General features: G+C 70.5%; 17 protein-coding genes. 9 read left to right on the forward strand and 8 right to left on the reverse strand.

Features of this window, described 5'->3' with window-relative positions:
• Positions 1-47: 47 nt before the first annotated feature.
• On the reverse strand, positions 48-422 hold the full coding sequence (locus tag BJ988_RS13165; protein WP_343051598.1) for a hypothetical protein: 375 nt from the start codon (positions 420-422) through the stop codon (positions 48-50).
• A gap of 140 nt (positions 423-562) precedes the next feature.
• On the opposite strand from BJ988_RS13165, the gene BJ988_RS13170 reads away from it, so the two are divergent.
• Positions 563-2662: a HelD family protein gene (locus BJ988_RS13170; RefSeq protein ID WP_179658409.1), complete on the forward strand. Its 2100-nt coding sequence runs from the start codon at positions 563-565 to the stop codon at positions 2660-2662.
• Positions 2659-3249 carry a GNAT family N-acetyltransferase gene (locus tag BJ988_RS13175; protein ID WP_179658410.1) on the forward strand — a complete coding sequence of 197 codons (591 nt, stop codon included), beginning with the start codon at positions 2659-2661 and terminating at the stop codon, positions 3247-3249. The genes BJ988_RS13170 and BJ988_RS13175 overlap by 4 nt, the downstream gene beginning before the upstream one ends.
• Here BJ988_RS13175 and BJ988_RS13180 read toward each other — a convergent pair.
• The 4 genes from BJ988_RS13180 to BJ988_RS13195 form a co-directional block, all read right to left on the reverse strand.
• Complete coding sequence (locus tag BJ988_RS13180; RefSeq protein WP_179658411.1) at positions 3239-3946, reverse strand: aspartate/glutamate racemase family protein; 708 nt, start codon at positions 3944-3946, stop codon at positions 3239-3241. The genes BJ988_RS13175 and BJ988_RS13180 overlap by 11 nt on opposite strands.
• 61 nt (positions 3947-4007) lie before the next feature.
• The gene (locus BJ988_RS13185) at positions 4008-4763 is read right to left on the reverse strand and encodes a methyltransferase domain-containing protein (RefSeq protein WP_179658412.1); all 756 of its coding nucleotides are present in this window, start codon (positions 4761-4763) and stop codon (positions 4008-4010) included.
• A gap of 408 nt (positions 4764-5171) precedes the next feature.
• The gene (locus BJ988_RS13190; RefSeq protein WP_179656809.1) at positions 5172-6257 is read right to left on the reverse strand and encodes an IS110 family RNA-guided transposase; all 1086 of its coding nucleotides are present in this window, start codon (positions 6255-6257) and stop codon (positions 5172-5174) included.
• Between the two features lie 214 nt (positions 6258-6471).
• Positions 6472-7626, reverse strand: a complete 1155-nt coding sequence (locus BJ988_RS13195) for a 13E12 repeat family protein (protein ID WP_179658413.1) — start codon at positions 7624-7626, stop codon at positions 6472-6474.
• A 538-nt stretch (positions 7627-8164) separates the two neighbouring features.
• On the opposite strand from BJ988_RS13195, the gene BJ988_RS13200 reads away from it, so the two are divergent.
• Positions 8165-8584, forward strand: a complete 420-nt coding sequence (locus BJ988_RS13200; protein ID WP_179658414.1) for a pyridoxamine 5'-phosphate oxidase family protein — start codon at positions 8165-8167, stop codon at positions 8582-8584.
• Here BJ988_RS13200 and BJ988_RS13205 read toward each other — a convergent pair.
• Positions 8515-9645, reverse strand: a complete 1131-nt coding sequence (locus BJ988_RS13205; protein WP_179658415.1) for an NAD(P)-binding domain-containing protein — start codon at positions 9643-9645, stop codon at positions 8515-8517. The genes BJ988_RS13200 and BJ988_RS13205 overlap by 70 nt on opposite strands.
• A gap of 110 nt (positions 9646-9755) precedes the next feature.
• Between BJ988_RS13205 and BJ988_RS13210 the strand changes: the two genes are divergently transcribed.
• From BJ988_RS13210 to BJ988_RS13230, 5 genes are all read left to right on the forward strand, one after another.
• Positions 9756-11105, forward strand: coding sequence for a cytochrome P450 (locus BJ988_RS13210; RefSeq protein WP_179658416.1), 1350 nt, complete (start codon positions 9756-9758; stop codon positions 11103-11105).
• 8 nt (positions 11106-11113) lie between these two features.
• The gene (locus BJ988_RS13215; protein ID WP_179658417.1) at positions 11114-12703 is read left to right on the forward strand and encodes a succinic semialdehyde dehydrogenase; all 1590 of its coding nucleotides are present in this window, start codon (positions 11114-11116) and stop codon (positions 12701-12703) included.
• Entirely contained in the window at positions 12700-14304 is a 1605-nt protein-coding gene (locus BJ988_RS13220; RefSeq protein ID WP_179658418.1) for a class I adenylate-forming enzyme family protein, read from the forward strand. The genes BJ988_RS13215 and BJ988_RS13220 overlap by 4 nt, the downstream gene beginning before the upstream one ends.
• Positions 14301-15131 carry an SDR family oxidoreductase gene (locus tag BJ988_RS13225; protein WP_179658419.1) on the forward strand — a complete coding sequence of 277 codons (831 nt, stop codon included), beginning with the start codon at positions 14301-14303 and terminating at the stop codon, positions 15129-15131. The genes BJ988_RS13220 and BJ988_RS13225 overlap by 4 nt, the downstream gene beginning before the upstream one ends.
• 82 nt (positions 15132-15213) lie before the next feature.
• Entirely contained in the window at positions 15214-16524 is a 1311-nt protein-coding gene (locus tag BJ988_RS13230; RefSeq protein WP_179658420.1) for an amino acid permease, read from the forward strand.
• Here the strand turns inward: BJ988_RS13230 and pdxR are convergent.
• Together pdxR and BJ988_RS13240 are read right to left on the reverse strand one after the other, a co-directional pair.
• A complete protein-coding gene (gene pdxR, locus BJ988_RS13235) occupies positions 16447-17838 on the reverse strand; it encodes a MocR-like pyridoxine biosynthesis transcription factor PdxR (RefSeq protein ID WP_343051599.1) in 1392 nt (463 codons plus the stop codon). The genes BJ988_RS13230 and pdxR overlap by 78 nt on opposite strands.
• 42 nt (positions 17839-17880) lie before the next feature.
• The gene (locus BJ988_RS13240) at positions 17881-18477 is read right to left on the reverse strand and encodes an AAA family ATPase (RefSeq protein WP_179658421.1); all 597 of its coding nucleotides are present in this window, start codon (positions 18475-18477) and stop codon (positions 17881-17883) included.
• A 51-nt stretch (positions 18478-18528) separates the two neighbouring features.
• On the opposite strand from BJ988_RS13240, the gene BJ988_RS13245 reads away from it, so the two are divergent.
• Positions 18529-23184 (forward strand): Lhr family helicase, encoded by a 4656-nt coding sequence (locus BJ988_RS13245; RefSeq protein WP_179658422.1) that lies wholly within the window; start codon positions 18529-18531, stop codon positions 23182-23184.
• Positions 23185-23187 lie beyond the last annotated feature (3 nt).

The raw sequence follows: 23187 nt of genomic DNA on the forward strand, positions 1-23187 counted from the left end.
GACTAGATGGCAGCGCAGACAGTTTCGACCGAGGTCGGGCTCCGGGCCTACTGATCCTGTTGCTTCTGGCCCTGTTGCTTCTGGCGCCGGTTGTAGTCGCGCATCCGCTGCGGCACGCCGACCACCGCGGCGTCGTAGGACGGGACCTGGTGCTGGTTGGCGAACTTGTGCGCCCACTGCGCCGACGGCACGCGCCGCCTGGTCCACTCGCCATCGTGGGCGACCAGCAGCAGGGTCACCTCGCTGACGACGGTGCGCGGCTCGACGAACCCCTCGACACCGCGTCGGGTCGTCACGAACTGCACGAGATGCTTCTGGTCGGTGGAGTCCGCGGCGCGCACCCTTGTGGATCCGGTGTAGCTCTCGCCCGTCGGACGGCTCATGCGCGTCTTGCGGCGTCGGAAGCGATCGAACAGGCTCACGCACCAATTGTTGCATCCCGGTGCCCGTCGCAGGTCCGGATAAACCTGTTGGGCAGCGGATCCACGGTCGCCTATGTTGGAGCCTTTGACCCCGCGCCCCCATCGAACCCTGCCGCCGACGGAGAAGCGATGAACCAGCCATGTCCATAGACGGGACCCACTCCCCCGACGACCGCGACGACCCCGACGACCTCGACGCGGAGCGGGCGCATCTGGCCGCGTCCCGGCAGGATCTGGCCCGGATGCGGCAGCGGGTGGAGTCGCTGGACTCGTCCACGGCCGGCAACTGGGTCAGCGCCGAGATCCTGGACGCCACCCTCGCCCGTCGGCTCGAGCAGCTCGCCGACGATCCGGACGTGCCGCTCTTCTTCGGTCGCATCGACCGGGCCGCCGCCGTAGGTGGCGAATCGTTCCACATCGGCCGGCGGCACATCTCCGACAGCGCGGGCGACCCGATGGTGGTCGACTGGCGCGCTCCGGTCAGCGTCCCGTTCTACCGGGCGTCACGGACCGAGCCGATGGGCCTGGCGCGGAGGCGTCGCTACGGGTTCTCCCACGGCGAACTGACGGGGTTCGAGGACGAGTCGCTGACCGGCGGCGGACCGGAGCAGGAGCACTCGGCGCTCCTCGAGGCCGAGATCGAGCGTCCCCGCGTGGGACCGATGCGCGACATCGTCGCCACCATCCAGCCCGAGCAGGACGTCCTGGTGCGCGCCGACCTGTCGCAGACGATCGTCGTGCAGGGTGCGCCCGGGACCGGGAAGACCGCGGTGGGGCTGCACCGCGCGGCGTACCTCCTCTACGCGCACCGCGACCAGCTGACCCGGCGCGGGGTCCTGATCGTCGGCCCCAACGCCTCGTTCCTGCGCTACATCCGCGACGTGCTCCCCGCGCTCGGCGAGATCGAGGCCAAGCAGGCGACGATCGCGGAGCTGGTCACCAGAAATGGGCAGAGCCACGGCGCCCTCCGCGCCGAGGAGCCCGCTCCGGTGGCGACGCTGAAGGGTGACGTACGCATGGCCGAGCTGCTCCACCGGGCGGTCTGGTCCCACGTCGGTGAGCCGGACGAGACCCTGGTCGTCCCGCGCGGCTCGCGGCGGTGGCGGGTGCCGACCTCAGAGGCGCACGAGGCGCTGGCGGGGTTGCGCGCCAACGATCTTCGGTACGCCGCGGCCCGGGCGCTCCTGCCGCGCGCCCTGGCCCACCGGGTGCTGGTGCAGATGGAGCGGTCCGGCGACTCACCCGACGACCGGGTGCACGACGCGGTGGCGCGGGCCAAGCCGGTCAAGGACTACGCGGCCGCGCTGTGGCCGGACCTCAAACCGGCGAAGGTGCTCTTCCGGTTGTTCACCGACGCGACCTGGCTGGCGGAGATCGCCGACGGGCTGCTCTCGGACGCGGAGCAGGAGATGCTGCTGTGGGCGAAGCCGCCCCGCTCGGCCGGTGCTGCTCGCTGGTCGCTGGCCGACCTGGTGCTCCTCGACGAGATCACCGACCTGCTCGACCGCACGCCGTCGGTGGCCCACATCGTCGCCGACGAGGCCCAGGACCTCTCCGCGATGATGCTGCGCGCCCTCGGCCGCCGCTCGACCACGGGGTCGCTGACGATCCTCGGTGACCTCGCCCAGGCGACCACCCCGTGGGCCTCGTCCTCCTGGGCCGACGCGCTGGCGCATCTGGGCAAGCCTGATGGTCATGTCGAGCAGCTGACCCGCGGCTTCCGGGTGCCGGCCGACGTGATCGCGTACGCCGCCCGGCTCCTCCCCCACATCGCTCCCGACCTGGAGCCGCCGGTCGCGGTACGCCGGGCGCGAGGCGACCTCACCTTCACCACCTCGCCGGTGGTGGAGGCGCTCGCCGCCGCCCTGGAACGCCCCGGGTCGGTGGGGCTGATCGTGCCCGACGCCTCGCTCCCGGAGGTGCGCGCCGAGCTGACCGAGGCCGGGCTCGCCTACGCCGAGATCGGGGTGGCCGACGAGGAGACCGAGTTCGACGCCCATCTCGACCTGGTCCCCGCCTCGCTGGCGAAGGGACTCGAGTTCGACCACGTGGTCGTCTCCGACCCGACGGCGATCGTCGCGGGTGAGCCGGACCGCGGCACCGGATTGCGCCGCCTCTACGTCTGCCTCACTCGCGCGGTCACCTCGCTGGTCGTACGCCACGACGGCCTGCCCGACGAGCTGGGTCCCGAAGAACTCGGTGGCGTCCCCGAGCCGGTTGATGCCAAGGTGAGCGCATGATCGACACCCGTCCTGACCCACTGGTGAAGGCCGACTGGCCGCTGCGTACCGAACGTCTCGTGATCCGCCGGATGGGGCTCGCCGACATCGAGCCGACCTGGGCCTTCCGCAGTCTCCCCGAGGTGGCCGAGTGGGTGACGACCGCGTTCTCGGACCTCGACGCCTACCGCAAGATCTTCGAGCGCCCCGACATCCTCGAGTCCTCCCTGGTGATCGAGCACCACGGCTTCATCGTCGGCGACCTCATGCTGCGGATCACCGACCCCTGGTCACAGACCGAGGTGCGCGAGCAGGGCAACGGCACCCAGGCCGAGCTCGGCTGGACCATCGCACCCGCCCATCAGGGCAACGGCTACGCCACCGAGGCCGTACGCACCGTGCTGGACGCCTGCTTCGGCCCTCTCGGTCTGCGTCGGGTCGTCGCGGAGTGCTTCGCCGAGAACGAGGCCTCCTGGCGGCTCATGGAGCGCCTCGGGATGCGCCGCGAGTCCCACACGATCAAGGACTCGCTGCACCGCACCCGCGGCTGGCTCGACGGCCTCTCCTACGCGATCCTCGCCGAGGAGTGGGCCGCGCCTACTCGCTGATCCCAGGGCCGAGGGCAGCCGCGATCGCTGCCTCGCAGTGCAGCCGGGTCGTCGGGAACAGCGGCACCTCCGCGTACGTCTCCATCGGCAGCAGCAGCTCGATCTCGGTGCACCCGAGGACCACGCCCTCGCACCCCTCGGTGACGAGCCGGTCGATGACCTCGAGGTACGCCTGCCGAGAGCTGTCCAGGAACGTCCCCAGGCACAATTCCTGGTAGATGATCCGATGCACAGTCGCCTGGTCCTGCTCCTCGGGGACGACGACCTCGAGCCCGTGGCCGCGGAGCCGGTCGGCGTAGAACGGCTGCGACATCGTGAACCCGGTGCCGAGCAGTCCGACGCGCCCGACCCCCGCCGCACCGACCGCTGCCGCCGTCGTGTCGCCGAGGTGCAGGAACCGTTCCCCGTACGTCTCCTCCAACGCCCCGGCCACCTTGTGCATCGTGTTGGTCGCCAGCACGATCACCTCCGCCCCGGCGTCGCTGAGCGTGGCGGCCTCCGCGGCGAGGCGAGCCCCAGCCCGCTCCCACGCCCCGCCGGCCTGCATCTCCTCGATCTCCGCGAAGTCCACCGACCGTACGAGCAGGTCCGCCGAGTGCAGCCCACCGAGCCGCTTCGAGGCGATCTCGTTGAGCAGGCGGTAGTACTCCGCCGTCGACTCCCAGCTCATCCCGCCCAGCACGCCGATACGTCGCATGTCACTCAGTCTCCCTGTGCCACCAACTCTTGTGAGTGACGCTTTCCCCAGCGCCCGTTGCCTATATCTTGCTCGCCACCACCATGTAGTTCTCGGCATCAGGGTTGAACGTGCTCGTCTCCGTCCGGAGCCCGACCCGGTGCAACTCGGCTTCGAGCTCGTCGTGTCGGTACGGCCAGCACGACAGCAGCTCCGAGCGGGCAAGGACCGACCCAGTCGTATCCACTTGCGCGATCGCGATCTCGATATGGTGCTCGTCCTCCCAGTTCGGCGCGATCTCCCAGCGGTAGACCACAACGGCATCGCGACCGTTCCGGCGGACGAGTCGGTCACTGATGTCCAGCCGAGAACCCCTGGCCCTCACGAGCTCCCAGGTCCGGGAAGTGAGTACCAAGCGCCCACCACGGCGCAGAAGCCGTGACATCGACTCCAGAGCAGCAACCCTGCCTCGCGCGCCTTCGGCATGGTGCAGCGAGTTGCCGACGCAGAACACCATGTCGAAGCTGTCGTCAGCGAAATGGTCGGGCAGCTCTTGCCAGTCCGCCCGCACCGTCCGGACAGATGCACTGAACTCCTCCGACAGCTCCGCAGTCCGACGAACCATCGCTTCGCTGGCGTCAGTCGCGGCCACCCGCATGCCACGACCGGCGAGGCCAACCGCCAGCTGTCCGGTTCCACACGAACAATCGAGCACCTGAGCATTCGACGGCAGGAGACTGAGGACGTCATCGAACGTCGCAGCGAACTCGGCCGGAGCCAGCTTTGCATCCGAGATGAGCCACTCGTACACCTCGGCAAGCTCGTTGTAACCCGTCACAGCTACTACCTCCGTCGCGCGGCAGACTCACGGTCGCACATCAGTACATCAGCGGCACAAGTCGGTTCACCAATGGTTTTCGCAAGACGCCGACACTCCCCACAAGCGTCACCGATGCCCTGAGACAGGGCATCCCCACCCTCCGGAGCGTGGAAAGGGACGGCCCGAGCGGAGCGGCTTGGTCGAGGGCAGGGGAAGGTGCCCGCGTGGGCGGGGCCTTGACGGGTGGGTCTCACGCTGGCGGTTTAGGGCCGACGAGTGAACCGGACCGTGCCGTCGGGCAACCGCTCATGAACATAGGCAGGGTTGTGCGCCAGTCGGTGATGGTGCGGACAGAGCAAGACCCCGTCCTTCAGATCCGTTCTCCCACCTGCAGCCCATGGATCTAGATGGATGCTCCTATGCATGTCAAGCGGCGGGTTCGTGCTCTGCGGCTGGTTTGTTGAGGTCTGTCAGGAGAGCGCGGTAGAGCTCGCGGACGGCCGCGCGCTTGAGGCATCGGATGATCTCGCTTTTGGTCTTTCCTTCGGCGGTGCGGCGGGTGACGTAGGCCTTGGTGGGTTCGTGCCATCGGAGCCGGTTGATGATGATCATGTGAATCGCGGAGTTGGCTCTCCGGTCGCCGCCGCGGTGGAGTCGATGCCGGGTTGTGTTGCCGCTGCTGGCTGGGATCGGGGCGACACCGCAGAGGCGTGCGAGTGAGGCCTCGGTTGAGATCCTGTCGCGGTTCTCTCCTGCGGTGGTCAGGAGTTGCGCAGCTGCTTCAGGTCCGGCGCCGAAGACCTGGAGCAGGGCGGGCGCTGCGTGTTGAACGAGTTCTGTGAGTTGCTGGTTGGCTTCCTCGATCTCTTCATCGAGAGCTTGAACGCGCCGTGCGAGTCGGCGCAGCATCGTCTTGGCGATGACTGTCAGCTCCCCGGACTGGGTTGAGGTCGTTGGTCGCAGGCGTAAGCAGCGGGCAACCAGTGCGGCGCGGTTGAGCCCTCGCAGCTGTTCGCGCAGTGGTTCGGGAGCGGAGTAGATCAGGCCGTGCATCTGGTTGATCGCGGCCTTGCGTGCTTTCGAGGCGCTGCGCCTGGTGGTTTGGATCATTCGGATCGCTTCTACGTTCCCGTTGCGTGTCTTGGGGACCGTGGTGGCCATGCCGGCCAGCACGGCGCGCGCAGCATTGATCGCGTCTAGAGGGTCCGACTTGCCCTGCAGATACCGGGCCTGACGGTTCGCGCGGACGACCTCGATGACGACCACGTCGCGGCTGGTGAGGTACCGGGTGAGCCCTGCTCCGTAAGACCCGGTTCCCTCGACCCCGACCGCTTCGACCCTCCCGTACCGCTGCAGCCACTTGAGGGCTTGGGCGTAGCCCTTCGCAGTTGCTGGGAACTCGCTGTCGCCCAGCAACTTCCCTGTTCGCGCGTCGAGCGCAGCGCAGTGGTGAGTGGCGCCGTGGGTATCGACGCCGCCGATCACCTCGCGATCCTCGCTTCGATTCGTCATGCTGGTGATGCCGTCCTCTCCTCGTCGGGTGGATGGACAGACCACCGGCATCGCCAGGGCGGACAACACAGAGATGGGCGTGTTCCTAGCAGGCTCCTATCAAGTCACGCCCAGCGTGCCGGTGGTCTGACAGCACGCCACCTCGTGCAACGGTCGACCAATCCATTTCAGGACAGGCGCGCTTCATGCTCGCGCCGTCAATGAGCGCTCAGAGTCAGGCCGCCACACGAGATGACGCACCGACATCCTCTCTATGGGCGTCACACCACTCCGGTGGCATGTCACAGCCTTCGGCTTGGCAACACTTCTGCTGCAGCCGGAGTGCTTTGCGTTGGACGGGCTGGAAGAATCTGCTGGCCCGGCCGGCGTCGAGGATCTCGCTGTTTCCGCCGAGGACCCAGGGGATGGTGGTGGCGTTGCATGCCATCTTGCGGGCTTCGGCTGCGGTGATGGTGGTCCCGTTGATCTCGTCGTAGCCCAGGGTCGCGGTGCCGAGCTCTTTGCGGAGCTCCTCGAGCGAGATCACCACATTCACGACGGTCGCGTCGCCACCGTGTCGGGGCAGCACAGTCGGGTCGATGGTCTCGATCAGGCGGGCGAAGCCTTGTCCCATGAGTCGTTCCCACGGCGGGAGCGGGGCGCCTTTGTCGACGAGCTGCTGTTTGCGGGGCTGAGCCCAGGCCTCGACCTGCTTCTTGAAACGCATCCCGATCGATGTCGGCAGCACTCCGTCGAAGCCGATGGTGCCGTCGTGGTTGTCCCACACACGCAACGCGGTCTTCTGCTGAGCACGTTCCTCTTCAGCCAACAACGCTTTGGCTTCGGCTTCCTCGAACCGGGCCGGGTCGACCTCGACCAGGATCCGCCTGCCGACGACCCGCAGTTCCTTGGCCGTGAACTGGGTCGCGTACTCGACCAACAGCTTCTCAGCCAGAACCAAGTCCTCGGGAGTGGCCACGGGATCGGTCTCGACCTTGTCGAGGGCCTTGGTGATCACTCGGGCCTTCGCCTCAGAGACGACACCCTCAGCGAGGCCAGCGGCAACCAACTCGTACTTCGTCACCGCGTTGGCGAGCTTGATCTGCGACCTCGCGGCACCTTTGTCGACCAGCAGCTCGGCACGCATCCAGGCCGAGGCGTCCTTGTCACCGGTCTCTGCGGCGATATCACCCGAGACAGCCAGCACCCGCAGCGTCAACGCCGCTTGTTGGGCCTGAAGCTTCTCCACCTTCGCCAGGAAGTCCTTCTTCTGGCTGGTGCGCCAGTAGGTCGGGTCCATCGCGAGCAGCTCTTCCAGGGAGGTTTCGATGGCAGCAAGAGCCGACTCGATGACGTCGGCGGGGTTGGTGCCCCAGTGGTCGATGCTCATGGCTGCCACCTCCCTTCAAAGGTGTGTCGTAGTGCCTCCGATTCTACTCCGACCCAGCCTTCTTCAACACCTATTTATGCAGGTCAACAGATGTTTTCGCGGTTAGCGAACGACCTCGATCCTGTGGATGGTAAGTGGCCCGGAGGGCCACCCTCCCGCCCCACAAGCACCATCGTTCCGAAGCAAGAACCCCTCCGCGCCACACCCGGGCCGCCGCCCCGATAGCCAGCCAAATTTTTTCTCGACGTGGTCCGGTGTCCAGGATCGCCGAAGGCGACCGGCGTAGCCGGCGCCCGAAGGGCGTCCTTGACTCCGGGGCAGGTCGAGAAGACCCTCGAAGTCGGGTCGGCGGCCCTGTCCGGCCTTCGGGCAAGACGATCCGGCAGGGAACTGTGTTGGTCTCGACACGCCTCCGCCTAGCGGCTCCGGCGGCTCGACCAGCGGAGGTCGGGGTCTCGACCAGCGGGACGGCGCTCGACCAGCGGGGGAAGGGAGGTCTCGACAAACTCGACCACCGGGAGCGACGTACGGTCGAAGCATGGGAATCCCAATCGCAGACCGCCAAGAACTCCTGTCCCAGCCCCTGATCGCAGCCCTCTCGGTAAGCAGAGAAGACGGGCGAGGCCCCCTGACGGTGCCGATCTGGTACGACTACACCCCCGGCGGCGACGCCTGGTTCGTCACCGGCAAGGACTCGCTGAAGGCCCGCCTGATCCGGGCCGCAGGACGTTGCACGCTGATGGTCGAGCGGCTGGATCCGACGGTCCGCTATGTCTCGGTCGAGGGGCCGGTACGGATCGCGGATGCCGCGGAGGGTGACATGGAGGCGATGGCTCGGCGATACCTGCCGCCCGAGGCGGTCGGACCGTACCTGGCCGAGGCGGCGAACTACCCGCCCGAGGTCACGATCCGGCTGACCCCGGAGAACTGGCTCTCCGCAGACCTCGGCGCCGTCTGAGGCTCATCGAGCTGACGCTTCACCGCGAGCGCCGCGGCCCGGCCGGCGCGGCTGGCGCCGATGGTGCTCGCGGAGGGGCCGTAGCCGACGAGCTGGACCCGTGAGTCGTACGCAGCGGTGACCGCGGTCTGCACGTCGGCGGACCCGCGCAGCAGCGGGATGCCACCGTGCGAGCTGCGCAGATGCAGCGGCGCTAGGTGGGTGACGGCGGGCCGGAACCCGGTGGCCCACAGGATCGCGTCGACCCGCTCGAAGGCCCCCGACTCCTCCCACCGCAGCCCGTCCGGCTCGATCCGGGTGAACATCGGCAGCCGACGCTCGTAGACCCCGAGCCGGGCGGCCTCCTGCTCCTGCGGACGCAGCCCGAGACCGGTGACGCTGACGACGCTCGCCGGCGGCAGTCCCGCCTCGACCCGCTCGGCCACCAGCGCGACCGCCTCGCGGCCACGCTCGGCGTCGAAGTCGGTGCGCCACACCGGCTCCCGCCGGGTCACCCAGAGCACGTCGGTCAGCGGCGCGAGCTCGCCGAGGAACTGCACCGCCGAGGCTCCCCCACCTACCACCGCGACTCGCTTACCCCGGAAGTGAGCAGCACCCGGGTAGTCGTGGGTGTGCACCTGCTCCCCGAGGAACGTCTCCGCGCCCGGGTAGTGCGGAATAAACGGCCGCGTCCAGGTCCCGGTCGCGTTGATGAGCGTCCGGGTGAGCCAGGTCCGCCCGTCGGCCGAGTGCACCGCGAGCAGGTCACCGACGGAGGTCACCGAGGTGACCTTCACCGGGCGCTCCACCGGCAGGTCGTGCAACGACTCATAGGTCCCGAACCAGCTAGGCACCGCGACGTTGGCCCGCTCGCCGGACTCCCCCGGCGCCCGCCCGTCCGGCAGATCGGCCACACCGTGCACGTCGTGCATGGTCAGCGAGTCCCAGCGATGCTGCCAGGCGCCACCGGGGCGGCGCTCGGCGTCGAGCACGACGTGGCGTACGCCCAGCCGGCTGAGGTGGAAGGACGCCGACAGCCCGGCCTGACCAGCACCGATGACCACTGATTCGTAGCTCTCCACAGAGACCACAACAACGCGCCGGCCACATCCATGCCCGCCGAACCGCTGCGAGAACATGTTCCATTTGACTACCCTCAGCAGAGTCACTCGGGACCGGGAGGTCGGAAACGATGGATCAGGGCACCACGACAGCGACGCTTCGCGAGATCCCGCCGCTCGCCCCGGGCGACCGCGGTCTCCCCTGGGTCGGCCGGCTGCTGGACTACTCTCGCGACCCGGTCGGCTTCTACCGACACCAGTGGGAGACGTACGGACCGGTCTCGCCGTTCTTCCGGGCCGGGGAGATGGGCGTCGTGGCGCTCGGGCCCGACGCCTGCGAGGCGGTGCTCCGCAACAAGGACAAGGCCTTCGCCAACGGGCCGGCCTGGGGGCAGATCGTCGGCCCCTTCTTCGACCGCGGCCTGATGCTGCTCGACTTCGAGGAGCACCACGCCCATCGCCGCATCCTGCAGGAGGCCTTCACCCGCCCCCGGCTCGCCGCCTACACGACCGCGATGCACCCGGCGATCGCGCAGGGCATGCGTGGCTGGGACACCGACCCCCAGTTCCGGGCCTACCCGCGGCTCAAGCAGCTCACCCTCGACATCGCCGCCGACATCTTCATGGGCGGCGCGAAGGACACCAGCCGCGCGGAGATGGACCGGGTCAACGAGGCGTTCATCGCCTGCGTCCAGGCGGCCGCCGGCGTCGTACGCGCCGATGTGCCGCTGACCCGCTGGGGCCGGGCGTTCCGTGGGAGGAAGGTGCTGGAGAGCTTCCTGCGCCACTACCTCCCCGCGAAGCGAGCCACCGCGACCGACGACATCTTCTCGGTCCTGTGCCACATCGAGACCGACGACGGCGAGCGGTTCAGCGACGAGGACGTCGTCAACCACATGATCTTCCTGATGATGGCCGCGCACGACACCTCGACCATCACGACCTCGACGATGCTGCAGTACCTCGGCCAGCATCCGCAGTGGCAGCAGCGCTGCCGCGAGGAGTCCCTCGCCCTCGGTCCGGCGCCGACCATGCCCGAGCTCGAGAGCCTCACGAGCCTGGATCTGGTGATGAAGGAGGCGCTGCGGCTGCGCTCCCCGGTGCCCGCGCTGATCCGGCGTACGGTCAAGGAGACCAGCCTCCTCGGGGTCCGGATCCCGGCAGACACCGGCGTGATGGTCGGGGTCCAGTTCAGCCACATGATGGAGGACTACTGGACCAACCCGGCCGTCTTCGACCCCGAGCGCTTCGCACCGCACCGCCGCGAGGACAAGAGCCACCGGATGGCCTGGGAGCCGTTCGGCGGCGGCGTCCACAAGTGCATCGGGCTCTACTTCGCGGGCCTGGAGGTCAAGTCGATCCTGTACCGCCTCCTGCGCGACTACCGGTGGAGCGTCTCCCCCGGCTACCGCGCACCCCTCGACAACAGCTCGCTGCCGTTCCCGAAAGACGGCAGTCCCATCCATCTGACCCGGATCTGAGGAGATCGATGACCACGAAGACGACCGAGGTCCAAGGCGTACGCCCCGGGTGGATCGACGACGTACGGCTCGCGTCCTGGACCCGCTGGGTGGCCTGCGTCGTCTCCGGAGGTGACGGCACGCTGACCGCGACCGCACCGTACGACGCCCAGCCGACGCTCCCGGTCCCGTCCGTCACCCCCGCGGACGTCGCCGAGGCCGCGGCCACGGCGCGCGCGGCACAGCCCGACTGGGCCACGCTCGCCTTCTCGGACCGCGCCGAGGTCATGCTCCGCTTCCACGACCTGCTGGTCGAGCGTCAGGACGAGGTGATCGACCTGATCCAGTGGGAGATGGGCAAGGCCCGCTTCCACGCCTGGCAGGAGGTCCTGCAGGTCGGGACGATCGCGCGCCACTACGCCCGTCGCGGCCCGACCTACCTCGCCGACAAGCGGGTCCGCGGCGCGATCCCCGGCGTCACCTCCGTGAAGGAGGTGCGGGTGCCGAAGCAGGTCGTCGGGATCATCTCGCCGTGGAACTACCCGCTCTATCTCGGTGTCGGCGACGTCGTCCCGGCCCTGCTCGCCGGTGCGGCCGTGATCAGCAAGGCCGACCCGCAGACGCCGCTGACGCTGCTGTGGGCGAGGGCGCTGATGGCCGAGGCGGGGCTGCCCGAGCACGTCTGGCAGGTCGTCACCGGTCCGGGTGCGGCGACCGGCGAGGCGGTCATCGACAACGTCGACTACATCGCCTTCACCGGCTCGACGCCCACGGGGCGGATCGTGGCCCAGCGAGCCGCCGGCCGGCTGATCGGCGCCTCCCTCGAGCTCGGCGGGAAGAACCCGCTCATCGTCCGCCGCGATGCCGACCTCGGCCAAGCCGCTCGCGGCACGGCGATGGCGGCGTTCGCCAACACCGGCCAGATGTGCGTCCATATCGAGCGCGTGGTCGTGCACGAGGACGTCTACGACGCCTTCCGGCAGGCGCTGGTCGCCGAGACGGAGGGCCAGGTGGTCGGCCAGGTCTTCGACTACTCGGCCGACGTCGGGTCGCTGGCCTCGCAGGCCCAGCTCGACAAGGTCACCGCCCACGTCACCGACGCGGTCTCGAAGGGCGCGACCGTGCTCACCGGTGGCGAGCCGCTCCCCGAGGTGGGTCCGTACGCGTTCGCCCCGACGGTCCTGGAGGGCGTCACCGACGAGATGGACCTGTGCCTGGGCGAGACCTTCGGTCCGGTCGTCGCGCTCTACCGCGCCGACAGCGACGAGGAGGCGGTCCGGATCGCCAACCAGGGCGAGGCCGGGCTCTCGGCGAGCGTGTTCAGCAAGAACGTACGCGAGGCCGACATGATCGCCCGTCGGATCCGCGCGGGCGCGGTGAACATCAACGACGGCGCCGCGCTGGCGGCGGGCAGCATCGAGGCTGGGATGGGCGGCATGGGATCGAGCGGGCTGGGCAGACGACATGGCGCCGACGGGATCCGGAGGTTCACCGACGCCCAGACCCTCGCGGCGTCCAGGATGGGTCCGATCGGGCCGTTCACGGGCCAGACGGTCGAGAAGTTCGTGCAGCTCGGCAACGGTCAGCTCAAGGCGCTGCGGAAGCTGGGCGCCCGATGAGCGCGGCGGCGGCCGGGGCGTCGACCGGTCCCGGCGAGCACAACCTGGCAGTCCTGACCGAGGAGTCCTACGCCCGGCACGGCGACCACCCGGCGGTCTTCTTCGAGGGCACCTGGCACTCCTCGACCGAGATCGCCGAACGGTCCGCGCGGGTCGCCGGCGGCCTGCGCGAGCTCGGGATCGAGCCGGGCGACCGGGTCGTGGTGCTCACCATGAACACCCCGGAGGTCTTCGTCAGCTACCGAGCCCTGTGGCGAGTCGGCGCGGTGGTGACGCCGGTGATCTTCCTGCAGACTCCGCCCGAGCTGCGCCACATCCTGGAGGACTCCGGGGCCAAGGCCGCGATAGTCACACCCGAGCTGCTCCCCTTGGTCCAGGCGGCCGGGGAGGGCCTCGACCTCACCGTCATCGTCGCTGGAGGGGACCGTGTTGATCTCGACACGCCTCCGCCTAGCGGCTCCGGCGGCTCGACCAGCGGGGCGGGGCTGGTGGCGTACGAGAGCCTGGAGAGCGCCGACCCGATCGACATCGTCCCTCGCGGCGACGACGACCTCGCGGCACTGCTCTACACCGGCGGCACCACCGGCCGGGCCAAGGGCGTGATGCTCAGCCACCGCGGGCTGTGGGAGTCCGGGCACGCGCTCCACCGGGTCGGTGAGAGCCAGGGCACGACGCGTTGGCTGCTGCCGCTGCCGCTCTCCCATGCGTACGGCCTGATCGTGGTCATCAGCGGCATGCACTCCTCGCGGCCGCAGAGCTCGGTGCTGCAGCGGTGGTTCGACGCCAAGGGTTGGCTCGAGCTCGCCCAGGAGCACCAGGTGGAGTCGAGCACGGTGGTGCCCTCGATGCTGCAGATGCTGCTCGACCAGCCCTACCAGGACTATGACCTGAGCTCGCTGCGCTCCTTCGGCAGCGGTGGCGCGCCGCTGCTGCCGGCGCTGCGGGCGAAGGCCGAGGAGGGCTTCGGGGTGACCATCCTGGAGGGCTACGGCTGCACCGAGTCGAGCGCGGTCATCGCCGCCTCGACGGTCGAGGAGTCTCGGCCCGGCAGCGTCGGCAAGCCGCTCGCCCACGCCGAGGTCATCATCGCCGGCCTCGACGGTGAGCCCGTCCCGACCGGCGAGGAGGGCGAGATCTGGGTGCGTGGCCCCGGCGTCATGCAGGGCTACTGGAAAGACCCCGCGCAGACCGCGGCCACCGTCGTCGACGGCTGGCTGCACACCGGCGACATCGGCCACTTCGACGCCGACGGCTACCTCTACGTCGACGACCGGATCAAGGACCTGATCATCCGCGGCGGGTTCAACGTCTTCCCGCGCGACGTGGAGGACGCCCTCCTCGCCCACGAGGCCGTCACCGCGGCCGCGGTCGTCGGACGGCCCGACGAGCAGCGCGGCGAGGAGGTGGTCGCGGCCGTCGCCCTCCATCCGGGCGCGCGGGCCACCCCCGAGGAGCTCATCGCCTTCGCCAAGACGCGGCTCGCGCCGCACAAGTACCCGCGCGAGGTGCTGATCCTCGATGCCGTCCCCGTCACCAGCGTCGGCAAGACCGACAGAAAAGCCGTACGCAGCCTGATCCGCACCACCGAGGGAGAGTCATGACCCGCCAGATCAAGGGAACCGCCGTCATCGTCACCGGAGGCGCCCGTGGCATCGGTCGCGCCACCGTCGAACGGCTGGCTCGTGCCGGGGCCAAGGTGGCCGTGGGCGACCTGGACCCGGACCTGCTCGACGAGGTGGTCGCCGAGTTCGGTCCACGTGTGATGGCCGCGCATCTCGACGTCACCGACCCCAGCTCCTGGCGGGTCTTCCTCGACTCGGTCGCGGACCTGGGACCGTGGGACGTGCTGGTCAACAACGCCGGGATCATGCCGCTCGGGTCGGTTCTGAAGGAGGACGACGCGCTCACCCGGGCGATCTTCGAGGTCAACGTGCACGGCCCGATCAACGGGATCAAGGCGGTCGCGCCGGCGATGGTCGATCGGGGCAAGGGCCACATCGTCAACGTCGCCTCGGCCGTCGGGCGGGTGCCGGTCCCGGACGCCGCCACCTACTCGGCCTCGAAGTTCGCCGTGGTCGGCTTCTCCGAGGCGCTGCGGATGGAGCTGGCGCCGTCCGGGATCGACGTGTCGCTCATCCTCCCGGCGGTGGTCCAGACCGAGCTCGCCGACGGCGTGCCGGCAGCGAAGGGCATGAAGCCGGTCACCGCCGAGGACGTGGCCGCCACGATCGAGGCGGTCATCCGGGAACCGCGTCCCGAGGTCTGGGTGCCGAACTGGGCCCAGGCCCTGACCAAGATCACCCAGGCCATGCCGCGAAAGGTCCAGGACTTCGTCGACCGGGCCACCAACGCCTCGCAGCTGCTCGCCGGCGTCGACCCGGCGGAGCGGGCGGCCTATGAGGAGCGGGTGCGGCGCAACGTACGTTAGGGCCCGCTGAGGGGATTGGCCCAGGAGACGAGGGGCCGATTGGCCGGGCGCGAAGGGCTCTGCCCTCACTAGCGTCACGGTCGTGAACAACGACGGGCTCTCCGTGCCCCAGGGCGCGGCTCTCACCCTCGGCGCCGTGCTCGGCACCGGCGTCATCTCCTTGCCGGCTCTGGCGGCGCAGGAGGCCGGACCGGCCTCGCTGGTCGCCTGGCTGGCGCTCATCCTGCTCTCGGTGCCACTGGCGGCGACCTTCGCCGCGCTCGGCGCGCGGCATCCGGACGGCGGCGGGGTGGCGACGTACGCACGGCTCGCCTTCAACTCGCACGTGGCGACGATGGTGGGCTGGGCGTTCTACCTGACGATCGGCGTGGGGGCGCCGGTCGCGGCGGGCTTCGGTGGGGCGTACGTCGCCGACGCCTTCGGCGGTGGTCAGGGCATGTCGCTGATGGCGACGGCGGCGATCATCGTCCTGGTCACCGCGATGAACTGGTTCGGGATCAAGGTGTCCGGGAGCGTTCAGCTGGCGATCGCCGGGGCGATCGCGGTGCTGCTCGCGGTCGCGGTCGTGGTGGCGCTGCCGCATGCCGACCTGGGTCGGCTGACGCCGTTCGCGCCGCACGGCTGGGGCTCGGTGGGCACCGCCGCGGCGATGCTGGTGTGGGCCTTCGCGGGGTGGGAGATCCTGTCCTCGCTCTCGGCCGACTACCGGGACCCGGCGCGCGACATCCGCCGGGCGACGTTCCTGGCGCTCGGGGTCGTGACGGTGCTCTACCTCGGCATCGCGTTCGCGACCGTCGCAGCGCTCGGGTCCACCTCTGGAGCCGCGCCGTTGGCGGACCTGCTCGTCCTGGGCTTCGGGGAGCCGGCCCGGCCTGTGACCGCGGTCGTCGCGGTGCTGCTGACCATCGGCGCGATCAACGCCTACTTCGCCGGTGGCTCGCGGCTCGGGGCGTCGCTGGCGCGTGAGGGCGGGCTGCCGCAGGTCCTCGCCGACCCCGCTTCCTCGATCCCCCGGCGCTCGCTGCTCGCGATCAGCGCCGTCGCGCTGGGGACGGTCGTGGTGATCTGGGCTGCCGGCACCTCGACCGACGCGGCCCTGCTGATGGCTTCGGGGACGTTCTCGCTGCTCTACGTGGTCGGGGCCGCGGCCGCGCTGCGGCTGCTGCCGCGGGGGACGTGGTCGTGGTGGGCCGCGGTCTGCTCGCTGGTCGCGGCACTGGTCCTGCTGGGTCTCACCGGCGCCCATCTGCTCGGGCCGGTCCTCTTCGCCGGTGCCGGTCTGGCCTGGTCGCTGGCGCGCTCGGGACGGGGCCGGTCACGACCAGCCGGCGAGGTCGGCCAGGAGCTCCAGCCCGCGCAGGAGGCTGTCTGTCCGGACGGCTCCGTAGCCTAGGAAGAGCCCGTCGCGCCCAGGCAGCAGGCGGTGGGCGGCGATCGTGTCCAGTGCGAGTCCCTCGGCCGCGGCACGGTCGGCCAGGTCGGCGGGGAGCTCCGCGTAGGCGGACAGGTGCAACCCGGCAGCAGACGGGAGCACCTCGACCGGCCAGGTGGCGAGGCTCTCGAGGAGGAGCGAGCGGCGCTCGGCGTACGTCTTGGACGCTTTCTGTACGTGCCGGGCGAGCAGGCCCTCCTCCAGGAAGCGGGCCAGGGCGGCCTGGGGCTGCACGGGACCGAAGCCGTCGATGAGCTGCTTGGCGGCCAGGAGGCTGTCGACCAGGGAGCCCGGTGCGACCAGGTAGCCGGTGCGCAGGCTGGGGAGGAGCGACTTGGAGAAGGTGCCGACGTAGATCACCCGGCCCTGGTCGTCGAGGGCATGCAGCGGTTCGAGAGGCCGCCCGGTGAACCGGAACTCGCTGTCGTAGTCGTCCTCGACGATCCCTGCCCCGTGGGTCTCCGCGAAGGCGAGCAGGGCGCGGCGGCGGGCGAGGGAGAGGCGCACCCCGAGCGGGAACTGGTGGCTCGGGGTCGTATAGACGAGCCGGGTCTGCTCCGGGAGCTGCTCGACGACCAGCCCGTCCTCGTCGACCGGCACCGGCACCACCCGGGCACCGTGAGAGGCGAAGAGGTCACGTGCGGACGGGTAGCCCGGGTCCTCGACCGCCACGATGTCGCCCGGCTCGAGCAGCACCCGGGCGATGAGATCCAACGCCTGCTGGGTCCCGTTGGTGACCACGATCTGCTCCGGGTCGGCTCCTACGCCGCGGTGGTAGGCGACCGAGTGCGCCAAGGCCGCTCGCAGTCTGGGCAGGCCGGCGGGTGAGGAGTAGGACCCGGGGTTGTGCCCCCGCAGCCGCGACTCCGCCGCCAGGACCCGCCGCCAGGTCTCGAACGGGAAGAGCTCCGCGTCAGGGATCCCCACCCGCAGGTCGTACGCCGGGACCGCCGCCTCGGCGCTCGTCGACCGTGGGGCCCAGCGCCAGCTCGGGCGCGGCTTCAAGGAGCCCGGGGTCTGGTCCCTGCGCTGCCGCGTGGTCTCGACGACGTACGTCCCCGCGCCGACGCGCGACTCCAGGAAGCCCTCGGCGACGAGCCGCTCGTAGACCGTGGCGACCGTGTTCCGCGAGATGCCGAGGTCGCGGGCGAGCGCGCGGCTCGCGGGGAGCCGGTCGCCCGCCTTCAGTCTGCCGTCGGCCAGGGCCTCGCGCAGCGCGTGGTAGAGCGACACGGATCTTTCAGCGCGGTCGGTCAGGTCAAGCGCGAGGTCCACAGCGCGATTGCACCACAGCTGGGCGCCGAGCGTCCGATGGTTTCAGGACAGCAAGCGCCCGTCTGGGTTGGTCGGCAGCCCGAGGCGCGCGATGATCTCCTCGGCGGTCTCGGCCGCGGACAGGTGGGTGTTGTCGACCACGGTGTGCGGGAAGCGCAGCGGGAACGGCGTCTCAGAGCTGGTCGAGAGCACATGGCGCTCGTTCCAGTCCACCACGTTGGCCCGCGCCCACTCGGTGTCGCGCTTGGACGGCTTCGCGGCCAGCCGCTCCGGGGTGCCCTCGCGGCTCAGGCGCGTCGACAGATCGGCGTACAGCTCGACGCAGTCGACCTTCCCTCCCGCCTCGACCACGGGGCCGGCCAGGCTCTCGACCGTCTGCGCGTCCTCCGGGAGCTCAAGCGCCCATACGTAGGTGAAGATCAGGCCGGGGATGTCGGAGGCCACCGCCTCCTCGATCACCCGCCGGCGGAACTCCGTCTTGAGCACCCCGAACGACGGCATCTCCCAGTCGAAGACCTCCAGCAGCGGCTCGATCGTGGCGTGGTTGGAGAAGAGGCGGTACGGCGTGCGTGCCGCGAGCTCCCGGCCCACGCTCATCTTGCCGACCGCCGGTGGACCGAAGAGATTGACGAGGTGCATGGGGGTCAGTGTGACCGCTGAGTGTCGGTGGTCGCGACTAGGTTTGTCTCCATGAGCGACACGTCCCAGGCGTTGGCGCGGTTCAGCGACCCGACACGTACGTGGTTCGCCGCTGCCTTCGCGGCGCCGACAGCGGCTCAGGCCGGGGCCTGGGAGGCGATCGGGGCGGGGCGCAACGCGCTGGTGGTCGCGCCGACCGGGTCGGGGAAGACGCTGAGCGCCTTCCTGTGGTCGATCGACAAGCTGCTGACCGAGCCGCCCCCGACCCAGAAGCAGCGCTGCCGGGTGCTCTACATCTCCCCGCTCAAGGCGCTCGGTGTGGACGTCGAGCGCAACCTGCGCAGCCCCCTGGTGGGGATCCGGCAGACCGCCGAACGGCTGGGCGTCGAGGCGCCCGAGGTCCGCGTCGGGGTGCGGTCCGGCGACACGACCGCGGCCGATCGGCGCAAGTTGACCACCACTCCCCCGGACATCCTGATCACGACGCCCGAGTCGCTGTTCCTGATGCTGACCAGCCAGGCCCGCGAGACCCTGCGCGGCGTCGAGACGGTCATCGTCGACGAGGTCCACGCGGTGGCGGCGACCAAGCGGGGCACCCATCTGGCGCTGACCCTGGAGCGTCTGGACGCGCTCTTGGAGAAGCCGGCGCAGCGGATCGGGCTCTCGGCGACCGTCCGGCCGCTGGAAGAGGTCGCGCGCTACCTCGGCGGCAGCCAGCCCGTCGAGATCGTCGCGCCACCGGCGGAGAAGCGGTGGGACCTGAGCGTCGTGGTGCCGGTCGAGGACATGACCGCGCCGAGCCCCTACGGCGAGGACGAGGACGACGACCCACAGCGGGCCTCCTCGATCTGGCCCCACGTCGAGGAGCACGTCGCCGACCTGGTCACCGCCCATCGCTCGACCATCGTCTTCGCCAACTCGCGCCGGATCGCGGAGCGACTGACCGCGCGGCTCAACGAGATCGCCTCCGACCGGGTCTTCCAGACCGGGCCGCCACCGGCCCAGGTCATGGCGCAGTCGGGGCAGTCGCACGGCGCGGCCCCGGTGATCGCCAAGGCCCATCACGGGAGCGTGTCGAAGGAGCAGCGCGCGCTGATCGAGGACGACCTCAAGTCGGGCCGTCTCCCAGCGGTGGTCGCCACCTCCAGCCTCGAGCTCGGCATCGACATGGGCGCGGTCGACCTCGTCGTCCAGATCGAGTCACCGCCGAGCGTCGCCTCCGCTCTCCAGCGGGTCGGGCGCGCCGGCCATCAGGTCGGGGAGGTCTCTCGCGGCGTACTCTTCCCGAAGCACCGCGGCGACCTGGCCCAGACGGCGGTCAGCGTGCAGCGGATGCGGCAGGGCCTGATCGAGTCGATGAGGCTGCCCGCCAACCCGCTCGACGTGCTCGCCCAGCAGATCGTCGCCGCGACGGCGCTGGAAACCTGGGACGTCGACGAGCTGTTCACGCTGGCCAGGAAGACGGCGTCGTACGCGACCCTCCCCCGCTCCGCCTACGACGCCACCCTCGACCTGCTGGCCGGGCGCTACCCGAGCGAGGAGTTCGCCGAGCTGCGGCCGCGGATCGTGTGGGACCGGGTCGCGGGGACCGTGACCGGGCGTCCGGGCGCTCAGCGACTCGCGGTGACGAGCGGCGGCACCATCCCCGACCGCGGTCTCTTCGGCGTCTTTCTGGTCGGCGAGGGCACGGGGAGGCGCGTCGGCGAGCTCGACGAGGAGATGGTCTACGAGTCGCGGGTCGGCGATGTTTTCGCCCTCGGCGCGACGAGCTGGCGGATCCAGGACATCACCCACGACCGGGTGCTGGTGACCCCGGCCCCCGGGATCCCGGGGCGGCTGCCGTTCTGGAAGGGCGACTCGCTCGGCCGGCCGGCCGAGCTCGGCGAGGCGGTCGGCGCCTACACCCGCGAGCTGGCCGCCCTGCCCGCGAAGAAGGCGGAGGCGCGGGCGCAGGAGGACGGCCTGGACGCCTACGCGGCCGCCAACCTCGTCACCTACCTGCACGAACAGGTCGAGGCCACCAACGTCATCCCCTCCGACAGCAACATCGTGGTCGAGCGGTTCCGAGACGAGCTCGGCGACTGGCGGCTCCTGGTCCACTCCCCCTACGGCCGCCCGGTGCACGCACCGTGGGCGCTGGCGATCAACGCCCGGATCCGGGAGCGCTACGGCGTCGACGGGCAGGCGATCGACAGCGACGACGGCATCGTGATCCGCCTCCCCGACACCGACGCCGAGGCCCCGACCGGCGAGATCATCGTCTTCGAGCCCGACGAGATCGAGGACCTGGTCACCACCGAGGTCGGCGGGTCGGCACTGTTCGCCAGCCGGTTCCGGGAGTGCGCTGCCCGGGCGCTGCTCCTCCCCCGCCGCGACCCCGGCCGCCGCTCGCCGTTGTGGCAGCAGCGACAGCGCTCGGCCGCCCTGCTGGAGGTCGCCTCGCAGTATCCGAGCTTCCCGATCATCCTCGAGGCCGTTCGGGAGTGCCTCCGCGACGTCTACGACCTGCCCTCCCTCGTCGGCATCCTCAAGCGCATCGACCGCCGCGAGATCTCCATCGTCGACGTCGCCACCCCGACCCCGTCGCCGTACGCGCAGTCGCTCCTCTTCGGCTACGTCGCCCAGTTCCTCTACGAAGGCGACTCGCCCCTGGCCGAGCGCCGCGCCGCCGCGCTCACCCTGGACCAAGGCCTCCTCGCCGAGCTGTTGGGCCGAGCAGAGCTCCGCGAGCTCCTAGATCCCGAGGTCTTGGCCGAGGTCGAGGCCGAGCTCCAGCGCCTCGCGCCCACCCGGAAGGCCCGCGGTGCCGAAGGCATCACCGACCTCGTCCGCACCATCGGCCCCCTGACCCTGACCGAGATCACCGCCCGAACCGCCCCTGCCGAGACGTCAGGCGCGTCGGCCGAGACGTCACTCGCGTCGGCCGAGACGTCACCGACTGACGTCTCGACCGACCGGAGTGACGTCTCGACCGACCGGAGTGACGTCTCGGCGATGTTGGAAACTCTTGCCGCGGCTCGGCGGGTGGTCGAGGTGCGGGTGGCCGGGGAGGCTCGGTGGGCGGTGGTCGAGGATGTGGCCAGGCTCAGGGACGGGCTGGGGGTTGCGGTCCCTCCGGGAGTGCCGTCGGCGTTCACCGAGCCCGTCGAGGACCCTGTCGGCGACCTGGTCTCGCGCTTCGCACGCTCGCACGGGCCGTTCACGGCCGCCGATGTGGCGGCGAGGCTGGGGCTGGGAGAGGCGGTCGTCCGGCACGCCCTGGCCCGGCTCTCGGCCCGCGGGCGGGTGCTCGACGGGGAGTTCCGGCCGGGCGGGAGCGGGCTGGAGTGGTGCGATGCCGACGTGCTCCGGATGCTGCGGCGGCGTTCGCTCGCCCGACTGCGCAAGGAGGTCGAGCCCGTCGAGCCGGCAGCGCTGGGCAGGTTCCTCCCGGCATGGCAGAAGACTTCCGTACGGAAGGGCGCGCTGCGTGGGGTCGACGGGGTGCTGAGCGTCGTCGACCAGCTGGCGGGCTGCCCGGTCCCGGCCAGCGCGTTGGAGAGCCTGATCCTTCCGGCCCGGGTGGTCGACTACGAGCCGGCCTTCCTCGACGAGCTGACCGCCGGTGGCGAGGTGCTCTGGGCGGGCCACGGGACCCTGCCCGGCACCGACGGCTGGGTCTCGCTGCACCCGGCCGACACGGCCGAGCTGACCCTCCCGCCGCCGACACAGGTCACCGAAGGGCCGCTCGCCCAACGGCTGCTCGAGGCGTTGGAGCCCGGCGGTGCGTGGTTCTTCCACCAGCTCGCCCGCACCGTGGCAGCCGACCTCGACACCACCCCGAGCGATGCCGACCTCAGCGCCGCGCTGTGGGAGCTGGTCTGGTCGGGCCGGGTCAGCAACGACACCCTGCTGCCGTTGCGGGCGCTGACCCGCTCCGGCACCCCGTCGCACCGCTCGAGGCGGCCGCCGCCGCGCGCCCGCGGAGGGCGCTACGCCGGCGGCACACGGATGCCGGTGCGGGCCGGTCTCCCGGAGACGGCCGGACGCTGGACGATCCTGCCCGAGCCGGATCCCGACCCGACCAAGCGCGCCCACGCGGCCGCCGAACGACTGCTGGACCGGCACGGGGTCGTCACCCGCGGCGCGGTCCAGTCCGAGCGCACCCCAGGCGGGTTCGCCGCCGTCTACAAGGTGCTCAGCGCGTTCGAGGAGTCCGGCCGCGCCCGGCGGGGCTACTTCGTCGAGGGCCTGGGCGCGGCCCAGTTCGGCACTGCCGGCTCGGTCGACCGGCTGCGTACGTTCTCCCGGGTCGAGTCCAGCGACAAGCCGGTCGCCCTCGCGCTCGCTGCCACCGACCCCGCCAACCCCTACGGCGCCGCGCTCCCCTGGCCGGTCTCGACAAGCTCGACCACCGATGCCTCGGGCCACCGGCCAGGGCGCAAGGCTGGCGCGATCGTGGTGCTGGTCGACGGCGAGCTGGCGATGTACGTCGAGCGCGGTGGCCGCACGCTGCTGACCTGGTCCGATGATCCCAACCTCCTCGAGCCCGCCGCCGAGGCGCTCGCCGAGGCCGTCCGACGAGGCGCGCTGGGGCGACTGACGGTCGAGAAGGCCGACGGCGCTCCCCTGCTCGGCTCCGGCGATACCCCGCTCCGCCAAGCCCTGCAGTACGCCGGCTTCATCGCCACCCCGCGCGGCCTGCGCCTGACCTCGCAGAGCAGGTGAGGA

Source organism: Nocardioides panzhihuensis (assembly GCF_013408335.1).
Lineage (GTDB): Bacteria > Actinomycetota > Actinomycetes > Propionibacteriales > Nocardioidaceae > Nocardioides > Nocardioides panzhihuensis.

Coding starts and splice junctions, on each gene's coding strand:
- BJ988_RS13170 (WP_179658409.1), top strand. CDS start 563: ATGTCCATAGACGGGACCCACTCCCCCGACGACCGCGACGACCCCGAC.
- BJ988_RS13175 (WP_179658410.1), top strand. CDS start 2,659: ATGATCGACACCCGTCCTGACCCACTGGTGAAGGCCGACTGGCCGCTG.
- BJ988_RS13180 (WP_179658411.1), bottom strand. CDS start 3,946: ATGCGACGTATCGGCGTGCTGGGCGGGATGAGCTGGGAGTCGACGGCG.
- BJ988_RS13190 (WP_179656809.1), bottom strand. CDS start 6,257: ATGACGAATCGAAGCGAGGATCGCGAGGTGATCGGCGGCGTCGATACC.
- BJ988_RS13195 (WP_179658413.1), bottom strand. CDS start 7,626: ATGAGCATCGACCACTGGGGCACCAACCCCGCCGACGTCATCGAGTCG.
- BJ988_RS13200 (WP_179658414.1), top strand. CDS start 8,165: ATGGGAATCCCAATCGCAGACCGCCAAGAACTCCTGTCCCAGCCCCTG.
- BJ988_RS13210 (WP_179658416.1), top strand. CDS start 9,756: ATGGATCAGGGCACCACGACAGCGACGCTTCGCGAGATCCCGCCGCTC.
- BJ988_RS13215 (WP_179658417.1), top strand. CDS start 11,114: ATGACCACGAAGACGACCGAGGTCCAAGGCGTACGCCCCGGGTGGATC.
- BJ988_RS13220 (WP_179658418.1), top strand. CDS start 12,700: ATGAGCGCGGCGGCGGCCGGGGCGTCGACCGGTCCCGGCGAGCACAAC.
- BJ988_RS13225 (WP_179658419.1), top strand. CDS start 14,301: ATGACCCGCCAGATCAAGGGAACCGCCGTCATCGTCACCGGAGGCGCC.
- BJ988_RS13240 (WP_179658421.1), bottom strand. CDS start 18,477: ATGCACCTCGTCAATCTCTTCGGTCCACCGGCGGTCGGCAAGATGAGC.
- BJ988_RS13245 (WP_179658422.1), top strand. CDS start 18,529: ATGAGCGACACGTCCCAGGCGTTGGCGCGGTTCAGCGACCCGACACGT.